We start from the raw sequence: 13,387 nt of genomic DNA, 5'->3' as shown, positions 1-13,387 counted from the left end.
ATGACCGAGCTGATCAGTATGCGCCCCCTGGACGCCTGGGAGTCCGCCCTGGCCGGGCAGCCCTGTGAAGTCCTCCGCTCCGACGGCTCCCTCGTCCCGGCGGACATACAGCGGTGGAGCGGCATGCCCGATGCCGCCGACCACCACCTGCTGGTGGACCCCTGCTCCGGCCCGACCCTCGACGTCGGCTGCGGCGCCGGCCGCATCGCCGAAGCCCTGACGACCCGCGGCATCACGGCGCTGGGCCTCGACGTCTCCCCCGAAGCCGTGCGGCTGGCTCGGGAACGCGGCGCGTCGGCGGTCCGCCGGGACGTCTTCGGTCAGGTGCCCTCCGAGGGCGACTGGCAGGAGACGCTGCTGGCCGACGGGAACATCGGCATCGGCGGGGACCCCGTCCGGCTGCTGCGTCGGCTGCGCGACCTCATGCGTCCGGAGGGGACGGCTCTGGTCGAGGTCGACGGGCCCGGGACCGGGGTCGTCCACGACGTCATCAGACTCCGTGTGCAGGGACGGATCACCGGGACGCTTCCGTGGTCCTGGGTGGGCGTCGACGCCGTCGCCGCGGTGGCGGCCGAGGCGGGCTTCCTCGGCTGCGACATCCGCCGTTTCGGGGGACGGCACCTGGCACGGCTCACCCGCAGGGAGGCATCATGACATCCACGCCTGAGGTCGCCGTCATCGGCGGCTCCGGCTTCTACACGTTCCTTCGGGATCCGCAGGAGTTCGACCTCGAGACCCCCTACGGCAGGCCCTCGGCGCCGATCGCCGTGGGCACGCTGACCTCTGGAGGGGACAGCCGCACCGTGGCGTTCCTCCCCCGGCACGGACGGGGCCACGAACACCCCGCGCACCGGGTCAACCACCGAGCCAACCTGTGGGCGCTTCGCAGTCTGGGCGTGCGCCAGGTCCTGGCCCCGTGCGCGGTGGGCGGGCTGCACGACGGGCTGGGTCCGGGTTCCTTCGTGGTGCCGGACCAGCTGGTGGACAGGACCACCGGGCGCGAGAAGACCTACTACGACGCCGGGGCCTGCCACATCTCGTTCGCCGACCCCTACTGTCCGCGGCTGCGCACCGCGCTGCTGGAGGGTCTCGCCGAGGGGCGGACCCCGCCGGTGGACGGCGGGACCATGGTGGTGATCGACGGCCCGAGGTTCTCCACCCGTGCCGAGTCGAGGTGGTACGCCCGTCAGGGCTGGGACCTGGTGAACATGACCGGGATGCCCGAGGCGTCCTTGGCCCGCGAACTCGAGCTCTGCTACGCCGCCGTGGCCCTGGTCACCGACCTCGACGCCGGCATCAGCTCGGGGCAGGGGGTGGACCAGGCGGAGGTCTTCCGGGTCTTCTCCGAGCACACGGAGGACCTGAAGCGGAGTCTGAGCGCCGTGGTCCTCTCGCTCACCGACGAGCGCAGCTGCTCCTGCGCGGAGGCCCTGGCCGGCATGTCCCTGCCGCTGGAGCTGCCGTGAAGGTGCTGCTGACCGGGGCGGCCGGCTTCATCGGGTCCCACATCGCCGGTGCTCTGCGGACGGCCGGGCACGAGGTCGTGGGGGTCGACGCACTGCTGCCCCAGGCCCACGGCGACGGCTCGACGTCGCCGGAGGGCGTCGTGGCAGGAGACGTCCGGGACCCCGCTCTGCTGGACCGGCTGCTCCGCGGCATCGACGTGGTCTGCCACCAGGCCGCGTCGGTGGGCAACGGCGTCGACGCCCAGGATCTGCCGGGGTACGCCGCCCACAACGACCACGGGACGGCGACCCTTCTGGCTGCGATGGCCCGGGCCGGGACGTCGCGGCTGGTGCTGGCCTCCTCCGTGGTGGTCTACGGCGAGGGGCGATTCGTCTGCCCCCGCGACGGCGACGTACCCCCGGCCCCCCGGCGGGCGGACGATCTGGCCCGAGGCCGCTTCGACCCCCGCTGCCCACGCTGCGACGGGGAGATCACACCGCGGCTGGTCGAGGAGTCCGCGCCCTTCGCGCCCCGATCCGGGTATGCCGCCTCGAAGGTCGCCCAGGAGCACTACACCGCGTCGTGGTGCACCCTGGAGTCGGCCCACGCGGTGGCCCTGCGGTACCACAACGCCTACGGTCCGGGAATGCCCGCGGACACCCCGTATTCGGGGGTGGCCGCCATCTTCCGCTCCGCGCTGGAGCGGGGCGAGGCACCGCGGGTCTTCGAGGACGGACGGCAGCTTCGCGACTTCGTCCACGTCGCCGACATCGCCCGGGCGAACGTGCTTGCGGTCGAGGCGGTGGGCGCGGGACCGCCCGGGCTTCGCGCGTTCAACGTCTGCTCGGGACGGACCTTCACCATCGGTGACATGGCGGCCCGGATGTCCGAGGTCCTGGGCGGCCCGGAGCCTGAGATCACCGGCGAGCACCGGTCCTTCGACGTCCGGCACGTCGCGGCGTGCCCCGAGGCCGCGCGCGAGGAGCTCGGGTTCGAGGCCGCGGTCGGTCCCGAGGTCGGCATCGGCGAGCTGGCGACGGCCTCACTGCGTCACAGGTAGCGGCCCAGGCAGCACGGCACAGGCGGCGGCACCGATGGGGACGCCGGCTATCGGCGGACGTCGTCGACGAGCCGCTCGACGATGGTCCGGCGAGCGCGGGCGCCGCTGGCCGTGGGCAGGAGCGGGTACACGTGCAGGAGCCCCTCCCCCTCGTGGAGCTCGACGTCGACTCCGGCCTCGTCCGCCCGTTCCGCAAGCAGACGGGCGTCGGGGTTCAGGATGTCGTGGGTGCCGCTGAACAGCGTGATCGGCCCGAGATCCGTCGGATCGCCGAAGAGGGGACTCACCCGCTGGTCGGTGACGTCCAGGTCACCGCGCCACGCCTCGGTGCGCACATGGCCGCCGGGTACGGCCAGCCACGGGTCGTCTGGTTGGACCTCGGGGATCCTGGGGTTCGACCAGGTCAGGTCCAGGGCGGGTGAGATGAGGACGGTGCGGGGCACTCGTGCGCCGTGCCGATCACGCAGCTCCAGAGCCGCCGAGAGGGCGATCTGACCGCCGGCGGAATCGCCGGCCAGCCGAGCGGATCCGAACCGGTCCGCCGTCTCACGGAGGATGTCGACGAACTGGGCCACCACCTCCTCGGCCTCACCAAACGGGGCGAGCGGATAGATGGGGACGACCACGGTCGTGCCGGCCTCGGCGGCGATCTGCGCGATCAGCCGCCAATGCTCGGCGATGATCTCACTGATCCATCCGCCGCCGTGGGCATAGACCACCGCACCGTGCGCCCGAGCGGTCGTGGGCGACACCGTGTAGAGGGGCCAGCCCCGACGGCGGGTGACGGTGATCCCGACGTCGGACCGCAGTCCGCGGGGCGGGCCCCAGCTGCGCGGCCTCAGAGCCAGTGCCTCCATGCGTTCACGGGCCGCCTCAGCGGTGAGGAACGACCGGTTCGAGCCGCGGGCCCGTACGGCCGCACGCACGACCTTCTCCGGCAGAATCACCAGCTCCTCCTCCGCACCCCGCGGGCACCCGTCCACCGTACTCCGCCGCCGAGATCGGAGCCCGAGGAAGGCGCAGTGGTGACACTCGATTCCGTCCTCGACGCATCCGTCCGCTTCGCCGGGCTGCTCCTGCCGGAGTCCGTCCTGGACACCTGGTGGTTCGACGTGCTGTCGGTGTTCGTCGCGATCAACACGGTGATGTACGTGTCCCTCGCCCTCGTCCAGACTCTGCCCAAGGTCCATCTCCGCGACTACATGCCCCGACGGTACGAGCGGTCTCAGACCCGCAGCATCTACCCGGATGCGTCGGAGGGCCGGCAGGCGCGCCCTGGGGACACGTGGAGTCGGCGGCACGAGCGTCCTGAGGGTGAGGAGACCCGCTGAGGGCCGACTGCGGGGTCCCTCTCGGAGTCATGCCGACCCGCGACCCGGCTCACCTCTGACGCAGTTCCCTGATGATGACGACCACGGTGAGCGTCCCGAAGAAGGCCAGAGTGACCACCCCGACCACGATCGCGCTCGCTCCCCCTCGCCATCCGAGCGCCTCCGGTGAGAACAGTCCCACGCCCACCAACAGAGCACCTGTCGCGGTGAAGCCGCCGGCGGCGGTGATCATCAGGAGCCGCGAGACCAGGGAGTCGGATCCGATCATCAGGGAGATCATGCCGATTGTGACCGTGGCACCGAAGGCGCCAGTCATCGCCCCCATCACGTGCTCCCCGTCGACCAGCTGCCACGCCCCGACCCCGATGAACACGATCCCGAGGAGCGCGTATCCGAGGTCCTGGCGTCGCTCCTTCCACCAGCCGGTCGGTGCACCGCCGGTCTGCCGGTCATCCTCCACGGCGGCAGTCTACGACAGGCTGTGCGACCGTCATCTATGAGGGTGGTTCGGGCTTCGACTTAGAGGAAGCCCGACGCACCCTCATAGATGACGGTCCGAGCCGACCTCCGTACTGAGCGCTCCCCAGAGCGGTGCAGCTGTCGCAGCACCGGCTATCGTATGGTGCATGCCCCCATCCCGCTCTCGGCAGTCCGGAGACGGAGATGCGCGGTCGCGCGCGAAGGAGGCCGTCGAGAGGACGCCTCAGGAGGCGAAGGACCTCAAGGACACCGCGCTGGGGCGGGGCGGGGAGGACAAGCTCACCGAGGTGCAGGAGCGGTGGGAGACGCGCCTCGCGTGGCCGGTGCTGATCGCCGCCCTGCTCTCAGTGCCGGCGGTCTTCCTGACCCTGCTGGACGAGCCGTGGGAGGCGATCGGTCATGTCGTCCTGTACGCGGTGTCCGCCGTTCTGGTCTTCGAGGCCACCATCCTCTTCCTCGTCTCACCGGAGAAGATCGCGTGGCTGCGCCGGAACTGGTGGCTCGTCGGACTGACGATCGGGAGCATCCTCGCAGTCATCTTCAGCATCGGACCCTTGCAGCTGTTCCGGATGCTGCGCAGCGTGGGTGCGCTGCGCGTCCTGCGTGCCAAGCAGATTGCGCGCGCGGGCGAGTCGCTCGGTAAGGCGGGCACGTGGTGGCGCGCGCTCCTGGGAAAGGTGCTGGCCACGGTGGTGGTGGGGGTCTTCGTCGTCATCGCCCTCATCGATCCCGACTCGCCGGCCCGCAGCACGCTCGAGAACCTGGTGGGCGAGGACGGTGCGATCCTCGCCTCGATCGTTGTCGGCCTCATCGCCATGGGTGGCATGTACCTGCTCGTCCGCGATCCCAGAAGGAAAGACGAAGACGAGCAGGACGAGGACGCCGACGACTCCGATCAGTCCGATCGACACTCGGACGAGGACTAGGAACTGATGCAGGCAAAGTCGGAATCAGATCTCAGACGGCGGTGTGGGGCCAGGTCTGCGCGGCAGCCAGATCCACCCCTCCCTGCGGATCTGTTCTGAGCCGTGTTCGGGCGGCGGCTCGCAGGTTCCGAGGACGACCTCACGGGCGATCAGCGCCGCCACCACAGCATCGAGCGCATCGTCATCGCTCTCACACAGGTGCTGGTGGCCGTTCCAGTCCAGCCAGGGAGTCCGCGCCACGAGATCGGCGACCAGCCCGGACCGAACGTCGGCGTTCCTCGCTCCCTTATAGCCGCGCGACGTCAGAGACCAGCGGTGCAGTGCGGCGGCCGGATACACCTCAGCGATCACCCCGGAACCGTCGCGGGGAACGTCCGACCCGCGCTCCCGCAGGCGGGCTTCGAGCCCGGCCCAACGCAGAGCGGGATATGCGATCCGGTCGGCGGCGACGCTCAGGGGTGTCAGGCCTGTGAGTCGGTGAACCTCGAAGTCCGTAGCTCGCAGAGCCACACCCCGACGCCAGTCGGAATCGGTCGAATCAGGTGGCGGGAGTGTCCCGGCGGCGTGTGCCGTGACCACGTCGATGAACCGCGCCGGCCACCCGAGCGGCACATCGACCCCGGTCTTGTCCGCGCTCTCGACGGTCGCGACGAGTACTTCGTAATCAGCTCCGACCCATACGCGTTCCAAGACCGGCTGACGGTCCTCGCGGATGACGGCGACGCCGGTGCGTCGAGCCTCTGCGGCGAGGTCGATGCCGGCGAAGATCATCACATCGGACTGGTCGCCGGTCCGCCCGGTCTCAGCTCGGGGCGTCACACGTTGAAACGGAACTCCACCACGTCGCCGTCGCGCATGATGTAGTCCTTGCCCTCCATGCGGACCTTGCCGGCGGCCTTGGCGTCATTCATCGAGCCGGCCGCGGTGAGGTCGTCGAAGGAGACGATCTCGGCCTTGATGAAGCCCTTCTGGAAGTCCGTGTGGATCACACCGGCGGCCTGCGGGGCGGTGTCACCCTTGGTGATCGTCCACGCGCGGGCCTCCTTCGGCCCGGCGGTCAGGTAGGTCTGCAGTCCGAGGGTGTCGAAGCCGACGCGGGCGAGCTGGTCCAGTCCGGACTCGTCCTGCCCGTTCATCTCCAGCATCTCGCGGGCCTCCTCCTCGGAGAGCTCCACCAGATCCGCCTCGAGCTTCGCGTCCAGGAACACCGCCTGGGCCGGCGCCACCGACTCGGCCAGCTGGCGCTGCTTGTCCGGGTCGCCGAGGACGCCGTCGTCGCAGTTGAACACGTAGATGAACGGCTTGGCCGTCAGCAGGCCCAACTGGTTCAGCTGCTCCATGTCCAGGCCGTCGGAGGTGATGGACGAGAAGATCGTGTCCCCGCGCTCCAGCACCTTCTGCGCATCCAGATATGCGTCCAGCTGCGCCTGCTCCGCCTTGCGACCCTTGACCTGCTTCTCCAGCTTCGGGACCGCGTTCTCCAGGGTCTGCAGATCCGCCAGCACCAGCTCGGTGTTGATGGTCTCCATGTCTGAGGCCGGATCGACCTTGCCGTCGACGTGGATGACGTTGCCGTCCTCGAAGACGCGCACCACCTGCGCCACCGCGTGGGCCTCGCGGATGTTCGCCAGGAACTGGTTGCCCAGCCCCTCCCCCTCGGAGGCCCCCTTGACGATGCCGGCGATGTCCACGAACGACACCGTCGCCGGCAGGATCCGCTCCGAGCCGAAGATCTCGGCCAGTGCGCCCAGCCGCTCGTCTGGAAGGTTCACCACACCCACGTTGGGCTCGATCGTGGCGAACGGGTAGTTCGCCGCGAGGATGGTCTGCCTGGTCAGTGCGTTGAAGAGTGTCGACTTGCCCACATTGGGGAGTCCCACGATTCCGATCGTCAGTGCCACAGTCGACCAATCTATCCCGGTGCCGAGCAGGGATGCGAGTCGACGCCCTCGGGTGCGAGCCCCCGGTTGCACGCGGCACCCAGCGTCGCGGGCGGAGGTACAAGGGCATACACTCCATAGAGTCTGAACGTGTTGCGCCCTCCGAGACGTCGCCCTGCCTCGTCATGGGAGAGACCACGCAGCACCGTGACCACAGAACTTCACACCAACTGCATCGAGAGCCAGGAAGGACGTCCCATGGCAGAGGCCAGCGAACCCACGACGAAGGAGTCTGACGGACCGGAGCCGACGGCGGCGCCGGGGCCGCGCCGCTCCCCGATCAACCCACCGGTCTTCATCGGTTCGGCAGCTGTGATCGTCGGGTTCGTCGCCTGGGCCATGATCTTCCCGAGTCAGGCTGAGACCGTCATATTCGGCTCTATGGCCTGGGTCGCCGAACACTTCGGCTGGTACTACGTCCTCACCGCAGGGATCGTCGTCGTCTTCGTCCTGGTGGTCGCGACGTCCAAGGTCGGACAGGTCAAGCTGGGACCGGACCACTCCAAACCTCGGTTCAACCTGTTCACCTGGGCGGCCATGCTCTTCGCCGCCGGCATCGGTGTCGACCTGATGTTCTTCGGGATCTCCGGACCGGCGACCAACTTCCTCACCCCTCCCGACGTGGCCGAGCTCTCGGACGAGGCGGCCCGTATGGCCCCGATCTGGACGATCTTCCACTACGGGATCCCCGGCTGGGCCATGTACGCCCTGATGGGGATGGCGTTCGGGCTGTTCGCCTACCGCTACCACCTGCCGCTGAGCATCCGCTCGGCCCTGGCACCCATCGTCGGGCGCAGGATCCACGGCGGAGTCGGGCACACAGTGGAGATTGCGGCCACGATCGGCACCATCTTCGGCATCTCCGTCTCACTGGGCATCGGCGTGGTCTTCCTGAACTACGGACTCTCCACCATCTTCGACATCCCGCAGTCGACCGCCGTGCAGGTCGCGCTGATGGCCGTCGCGGTGTTCATCGCCATCCTGTCCACGGTCTCCGGAGTCGAGAAGGGCATCCGTCGCCTCTCCGAGCTCAACGTCGTCCTGGCCGTGGTCCTGATGCTGTGGGTCGTGCTATCCGGCCAGACCACACACATGCTCAACGCACTGGTCCAGAACATCGGCGACTTCTTCTCCCGCTTCCCTTCGATGATGCTGAACACCTTCGCCTACACCGAGGGGGCTGAGGGATACCCGTCCGACCAATGGATGGCGGACTGGACCCTGTTCTTCTGGGCCTGGTGGATCGCCTGGGCCCCGTTCGTCAGCCTGTTCCTGGCCCGCATCTCCCGCGGCCGCACGCTGCGGCAGTTCGTCTTCGGCGTCCTGCTGATCCCGTTCACCTTCATCCTGCTGTGGATCTCGATCTTCGGGAACGGGGCGCTGACCTTCTTCCGCGCCGGTGAAGAAGCCTTCCTCACCGAGGCCGTCGAGGCACCGGAGTCCGGCTTCTACACCCTCCTGCTGCAGTACCCAGGGGCCACCTTCACCGTCAGCCTGGCCGTGATCACCGGCATGCTGTTCTACGTGACCTCCGCCGACTCCGGCGCCCTGGTCATGGCGAACATGACGTCGAAGCCGTCCACGACCGACTCCGACGGGCCCTCTTGGCTGCGCATCGTCTGGGCGGTCCTCACCGGCGCACTGACGTTGGCGATGCTGTTCATCGACGGTGTCTATACGCTCCAGGCGGCCACGGTCATGGTCGGACTTCCGCTGTCCGTCGTGGTGTACCTGATCATGTTCGGCCTGTGGAAGGTGCTGCGCGCCGAGCGGCTCAACATGGAGTCCCACGATGCGGTGCTTCCGACCCTGCTCTCCGGCCGCATGCCGGAGCCCGGGGACCGCGGCAGCTGGCGCCAGCGCCTGGCCCGTCACATGGAGTTCCCCTCGGCCGCCAGGGTGAAGACGTTCGTCGAAGAGGTGGCCGCGCCCGCCCTGGACGAGGTCGCCGCCGAGCTGCAGGCCCAGGGCGCCGACGTCAGCTGCTCGCACGGGCACGCTCCCGAGTCCGGGATCCCCACCGCGGACCTGCACGTGCACTTCCACGAGACCACGGAGTTCAAGTATCAGGTATACCCCGTGGCGTACTCGCCGCCCAGCTTCGCGGCCAACCTCGGCACCGTCGGAGACGTCTACTATCGGGTGGAGATCTTCTCCGCCACAGGGTCCCGCGGTCACGACATCATGGGCTACACCAAGGAACAGATCATCGCAGACATCCTCGACAACTACGAGCACCACCTGCGGTTCCTGGCCATGTCCGGGAAGGACGGCGCGGCGCTCGGCGACGAGGCCGAGGTCCCCGACGAGTGGCACGACGCCGACGTGGTCGAGAAGAAGTCCTGACACAGTCCTGACACGAGGAGTGAGGAATCGAACTATGAGCGCCACGCTGTACATCGACGGTCAGTGGGTCCCCGCCGCCTCCGGCGAGACCCGCACGATCTGGTGCCCGGCCGACTTCGACCGTCAGGTCGGTGTCGTCGCCGAGGCCTCGGCCCAGGACACCGAGAAGGCCATCGCCGCCGCCAAGCGGGCCTTCGAGTCGCGGGTCTGGTCCGACACCCCGGCCCGTGAGCGCGGAGACCTGCTGCTGAAGGTCGCCGACCGGATCTCCGAGCGCAGGGACGAGTTCGCCCGCGCCGAGGCCCTGGACACCGGCAAGCGGCTGGTCGACGCCGAATTCGACATGGACGACATCATCGGCTGCTTCCAGCACTTCGGGAAGCTCGCCGACGCCGACCCGGGCCGTCTGGTCGACGCCGGAGACCCGAAGATCGTCTCCAGGGTCGTCCACGAGCCGGTCGGCGTCTGCGGAATGATCACTCCGTGGAACTTTCCCCTGCTCCAGGCCGCCTGGAAGATCGCCCCCGCGCTGGCCGCGGGCAACACGTTCGTCCTGAAGCCGGCCGAGCTGACCCCGCACACCGCGATCCTCACCATGCAGATGCTCGAGGAGCTCGGCCTGCCCGCCGGCGTCGGCAACCTCGTCCTCGGCGCCGGGGCGGAGGCCGGGGCGCCGCTGTCCTCACACCCGGACGTCGACCTCGTCTCCTTCACCGGCGGCGTGGTCACCGGACGGAAGATCGCCGCGGCGGCAGCGGAGACGGTGAAGAAGGTCGCCCTGGAGCTCGGCGGCAAGAACCCGAACGTCATCTTCGCCGACGCCGACTTCGAGGCCGCCGTCGACAACGCGGTCTCCGGCGGCTACGTCGGTGCGGGCCTGGTGTGCTCAGCGGGTCGACGCGTGATCGTCCAGGACACGATCGCCGAGGCCTTCACCGACGAGCTGGTGCGCCGCGCCGAGGCCATCCGGATGGGCGGACCGTTCGACGAGGACGCGGAGACCGGCTCACTCATCTCGGCGGCCCACCGCGACCTCATCACGAAGTACGTCGAGGACGGTGTGGCAGAGGGCGCGCGCCTGCGCGCGGGAGGCCATTGGGGCGGCGAGGAGCACTCCGGCGGCTACTTCTACGCCCCCACCGTGCTGGACCAGGTGGAGCGTGGCATGAGCGTCCTCGTCGAAGAGGGCTTCGGTCCGATCATCACCGTCGAGACGTTCTCCACCGAGGAGCAGGCCGTCACCCTGGCCAACGACACCGAGTACGGGCTGGCCGGGGCTGTGTGGTCCTCGGACCGCGGCACCGCCCACCGGGTGGCCTCGCGGCTGCGCCACGGCACGATCTGGATCAACGACTACCACCCCTACGTGCCGCAGGCCGAGTGGGGCGGATTCAAGCAGTCCGGCGTGGGCCGCGAGCTCGGTCTGGCCGGGCTGGAGGAGTACCGCGAGACCAAGCACATCTGGGAGAACACCGAGCCTGCACCGGCCGGCGACTTCGCCGACCCCCGGGCGTGAGGGGGCGGCGGCGGAGATTCCCGCCGCCCCGCCCGCAGATCAGCACACCGCATACGAAGGAGAAGACCGTATGAGCGAGCACACCTATGACTACGTCGTGGTCGGCGGCGGGTCCGCCGGCGCGGCCGTCGCCGCCCGACTGAGCGAGGACGCCGACGTCACGGTGGCCCTGTTGGAGGCCGGACCCACCGATGCCGACAAGGACGTCGTCCTCACGCTCAACCGCTGGCCCGAGCTGCTGGAGTCGGGCTACGACTGGGACTACCCCATCGAGCCGCAGAAGAACGGCAACTCGTTCATGCGCCACGCACGGGCCAAGGTGCTCGGCGGATGCTCCTCCCACAACTCCTGCATCGCCTTCTGGGCGCCGAAGGAGGACCTCGACGAGTGGGAGGAGATGGGTGCGACCGGTTGGAACGCCGAGAACTGCTACCCGCTGTTCCGGCGGCTGGAGACGAACACCGCCGAGGGGGACCACCACGGCCGGTCCGGCCCGGTCCATCTGATGGACGTGCCGCCGAACGACCCGTGCGGTGTGGCCCTGCTCGAGGCCTGCGAGGAGGCGGGCATCCCCCGCACCCCGTTCAACTCCGGAGAGACGGTGGTCAACGGGGCCAACTTCTTCCAGATCAGCCGGAGGGAGGACGGGACCCGGGCCTCGTCGTCGGTGTCCTACCTGCACCCGGTGGTCGACCGCGAGAACCTGACCATCCTCACCGACTCCTGGGTGAAGCGCATCATCATCGACGAATCCGCGCGGGCCACCGGCGTGGAGGTCGTGGACGACGCCTTCGGCCGCAGCCACGTCGTGTCGGCGAACCGCGAGGTCGTCGTCTCCGCCGGTGCGATCGATTCCCCGAAGCTGCTCATGCTCTCCGGCATCGGCCCCGCCGAGCATCTGGAGGAGATCGGGATCGATGTGCTCGTCGACTCCCCCGGCGTGGGCTCGAACCTCCAGGACCACCCGGAGGCCGTCATCGGGTGGGAGGCGGCGCAGCCGATGACCACCGAGTCGACCCAGTGGTGGGAGGTCGGGATCTTCTCCCCCACCGAAGACGGGCTGGACCGCCCCGACCTGATGATGCACTACGGGGCCGTGCCCTTCGACATGCACACCCTGCGTCAGGGCTACCCCACCTCGGAGAACAGCTTCGCCCTGACGCCGAACATCACCCACTCGAAGGCCCGCGGCACCGTCCGGCTCAGCTCGGTCGACTACCGCGACAAGCCCAAGGTGGACCCGATGTACTTCACCGACTCCGAGGGCCACGACCTGCGGGTCGCCGTCGAGGGGATCAGACTGGCGCGGAGGATCGTCGCCCAGCCGGCGATGTCCGAGTGGGCCGGCCGCGAGCTGTTCCCCGGCGCCGAGGTCACCTCCGACGAAGCCCTGGGCGAGTACGTGAAGAAGACCCACAACACCGTCTACCACCCGGCCTGCACGGTGAAGATGGGGGCCGAGGACGACGTGATGTCGCCGCTGGACCCGACACTGAAGGTCAAGGGCGTCACCGGGCTGCGCGTGGCCGACGCCTCGGTCATGCCTGAGCTGGTGACGGTGAACCCGAACATCACCACGATGATGATCGGTGAGCGCGCCGCCGACCTCATCAGGGCCGACCGCACCTGAGCGGAGCCCCCTCCCCGAGTCCCAGCTGAGACGGCTGGTCCCCTGCGGTGTGCCGCGGGGACCGGCCGTGTCACTATGAGACTGTGAGCTCGACCGTGGTCCTCATCGCCGGAGCAGGACAGGACGTCTCGGCCTGGGACGAGGTGATCAGACTGCTGCCCGGTCGCCGCTGCCTGCCGTTCTCGTCCGCGGAGCTGTGCAGAACGGTCGACGACATCGACGCCGCGGCTGAGCAGCTTGAGGCGCATCTCGACGAGGCCGGTGCAGACACGTTCGTGCTGGTCGGTCTCTCGCTGGGAGGTATGATCGCCACACGGTTCGCCGCGCAGCATCCCGAACGGGTCGACGGTCTGCTGCTCAGCGGCAGCCAGTTCCGACCCGACCCTCGCATCATGGCCGTGCAGCGGACGCTTCAGCGGTTCGTGCCGGAACCGTGGCTCGGACTGTCCGACGCGGTGGACAAGGCTGCGCTGCTCCGGCTTCTCCGCATCGCCGCCGCATCAGATCTCCGGGACGATCTGACGAGGATCACTGCCCCGTCCCAGATCCTCTGCGGCCTCAGGGACGTTGCGAATCTTCCGGCCAGCCGGGCCCTGTATCGCGCGCTTCCCCGAGCCACGCTGCGTCTGGTCCGTGGCGGCGGCCATGAACTGATGACGGATGCTCCGCGATCGTTCGCCGACGCCGTCGACGAGCTCCTCTGACGCGCTGC

13 protein-coding genes are annotated in these 13,387 nt (G+C 69.0%); 9 read left to right on the top strand and 4 right to left on the bottom strand.

Going from position 1 to position 13,387, the window contains the following annotated elements; all coding sequences use genetic code 11:
* The 3 genes from N7E59_RS02995 to N7E59_RS02985 are packed head-to-tail and all read left to right on the top strand — an operon-like array spanning position 1 to position 2,506.
* Complete coding sequence (locus N7E59_RS02995; protein WP_315942974.1) at positions 1-654, top strand: class I SAM-dependent methyltransferase; 654 nt, start codon at positions 1-3, stop codon at positions 652-654.
* Positions 651-1,466 (top strand): S-methyl-5'-thioadenosine phosphorylase, encoded by an 816-nt coding sequence (locus N7E59_RS02990; RefSeq protein WP_261623429.1) that lies wholly within the window; start codon positions 651-653, stop codon positions 1,464-1,466. The genes N7E59_RS02995 and N7E59_RS02990 overlap by 4 nt, the downstream gene beginning before the upstream one ends.
* The gene (locus tag N7E59_RS02985) at positions 1,463-2,506 is read left to right on the top strand and encodes an NAD-dependent epimerase/dehydratase family protein (protein ID WP_261623428.1); all 1,044 of its coding nucleotides are present in this window, start codon (positions 1,463-1,465) and stop codon (positions 2,504-2,506) included. Before N7E59_RS02990 ends, N7E59_RS02985 begins: the two co-directional genes overlap by 4 nt.
* A gap of 47 nt (positions 2,507-2,553) precedes the next feature.
* Here N7E59_RS02985 and N7E59_RS02980 read toward each other — a convergent pair whose 3' ends face one another.
* Positions 2,554-3,453, bottom strand: a complete 900-nt coding sequence (locus N7E59_RS02980; RefSeq protein WP_261623427.1) for an alpha/beta hydrolase — start codon at positions 3,451-3,453, stop codon at positions 2,554-2,556.
* A 78-nt stretch (positions 3,454-3,531) separates the two neighbouring features.
* Here N7E59_RS02980 and N7E59_RS02975 point away from each other — a divergent pair, with 78 nt between their 5' ends.
* Positions 3,532-3,837: a hypothetical protein gene (locus N7E59_RS02975; protein ID WP_261623426.1), complete on the top strand. Its 306-nt coding sequence runs from the start codon at positions 3,532-3,534 to the stop codon at positions 3,835-3,837.
* Positions 3,838-3,886: 49 nt separating this feature from the next.
* On the opposite strand, the gene N7E59_RS02970 is transcribed toward N7E59_RS02975, so the two are convergent.
* Positions 3,887-4,297: a hypothetical protein gene (locus N7E59_RS02970; RefSeq protein ID WP_261623425.1), complete on the bottom strand. Its 411-nt coding sequence runs from the start codon at positions 4,295-4,297 to the stop codon at positions 3,887-3,889.
* Between the two features lie 166 nt (positions 4,298-4,463).
* Between N7E59_RS02970 and N7E59_RS02965 the strand changes: the two genes are divergently transcribed.
* On the top strand, positions 4,464-5,243 hold the full coding sequence (locus N7E59_RS02965; RefSeq protein ID WP_261623424.1) for a hypothetical protein: 780 nt from the start codon (positions 4,464-4,466) through the stop codon (positions 5,241-5,243).
* 24 nt (positions 5,244-5,267) lie between these two features.
* On the opposite strand, the gene N7E59_RS02960 is transcribed toward N7E59_RS02965, so the two are convergent.
* Together N7E59_RS02960 and ychF are read right to left on the bottom strand one after the other, a co-directional pair.
* On the bottom strand, positions 5,268-6,062 hold the full coding sequence (locus N7E59_RS02960; RefSeq protein ID WP_261623423.1) for a DUF429 domain-containing protein: 795 nt from the start codon (positions 6,060-6,062) through the stop codon (positions 5,268-5,270).
* The gene (ychF, locus tag N7E59_RS02955) at positions 6,059-7,144 is read right to left on the bottom strand and encodes a redox-regulated ATPase YchF (RefSeq protein WP_261623422.1); all 1,086 of its coding nucleotides are present in this window, start codon (positions 7,142-7,144) and stop codon (positions 6,059-6,061) included. The genes N7E59_RS02960 and ychF overlap by 4 nt, the downstream gene beginning before the upstream one ends.
* Before the next feature lie 237 nt (positions 7,145-7,381).
* Between ychF and betT the strand changes: the two genes are divergently transcribed.
* The 4 genes from betT (at position 7,382) to N7E59_RS02935 (ending at position 13,379) form a co-directional block, all read left to right on the top strand.
* On the top strand, positions 7,382-9,529 hold the full coding sequence (gene betT, locus N7E59_RS02950; protein ID WP_261623421.1) for a choline BCCT transporter BetT: 2,148 nt from the start codon (positions 7,382-7,384) through the stop codon (positions 9,527-9,529).
* A gap of 34 nt (positions 9,530-9,563) precedes the next feature.
* Complete coding sequence (locus tag N7E59_RS02945) at positions 9,564-11,045, top strand: aldehyde dehydrogenase family protein (RefSeq protein ID WP_261623420.1); 1,482 nt, start codon at positions 9,564-9,566, stop codon at positions 11,043-11,045.
* Between the two features lie 70 nt (positions 11,046-11,115).
* Entirely contained in the window at positions 11,116-12,675 is a 1,560-nt protein-coding gene (locus N7E59_RS02940; protein ID WP_261623419.1) for a GMC family oxidoreductase, read from the top strand.
* An 83-nt stretch (positions 12,676-12,758) separates the two neighbouring features.
* Positions 12,759-13,379, top strand: coding sequence for an alpha/beta fold hydrolase (locus tag N7E59_RS02935; RefSeq protein ID WP_261623418.1), 621 nt, complete (start codon positions 12,759-12,761; stop codon positions 13,377-13,379).
* The last annotated feature ends 8 nt before the right edge of the window (positions 13,380-13,387 follow it).

Source organism: Nesterenkonia marinintestina, from assembly GCF_025420485.1.
Lineage (GTDB): Bacteria > Actinomycetota > Actinomycetes > Actinomycetales > Micrococcaceae > Nesterenkonia > Nesterenkonia marinintestina.
Note: the sequence above shows the minus strand (reverse complement) of the source record. Positions and strands in the feature narration are given on the sequence as shown.

What these genes read in the sequence shown, in the direction of transcription:
- N7E59_RS02995 (WP_315942974.1), top strand. Translation starts at nt 1, where the DNA reads ATGACCGAGCTGATCAGTATGCGCCCCCTGGACGCCTGGGAGTCCGCC.
- N7E59_RS02990 (WP_261623429.1), top strand. Translation starts at nt 651, where the DNA reads ATGACATCCACGCCTGAGGTCGCCGTCATCGGCGGCTCCGGCTTCTAC.
- N7E59_RS02965 (WP_261623424.1), top strand. Translation starts at nt 4,464, where the DNA reads ATGCCCCCATCCCGCTCTCGGCAGTCCGGAGACGGAGATGCGCGGTCG.
- betT (WP_261623421.1), top strand. Translation starts at nt 7,382, where the DNA reads ATGGCAGAGGCCAGCGAACCCACGACGAAGGAGTCTGACGGACCGGAG.
- N7E59_RS02945 (WP_261623420.1), top strand. Translation starts at nt 9,564, where the DNA reads ATGAGCGCCACGCTGTACATCGACGGTCAGTGGGTCCCCGCCGCCTCC.
- N7E59_RS02940 (WP_261623419.1), top strand. Translation starts at nt 11,116, where the DNA reads ATGAGCGAGCACACCTATGACTACGTCGTGGTCGGCGGCGGGTCCGCC.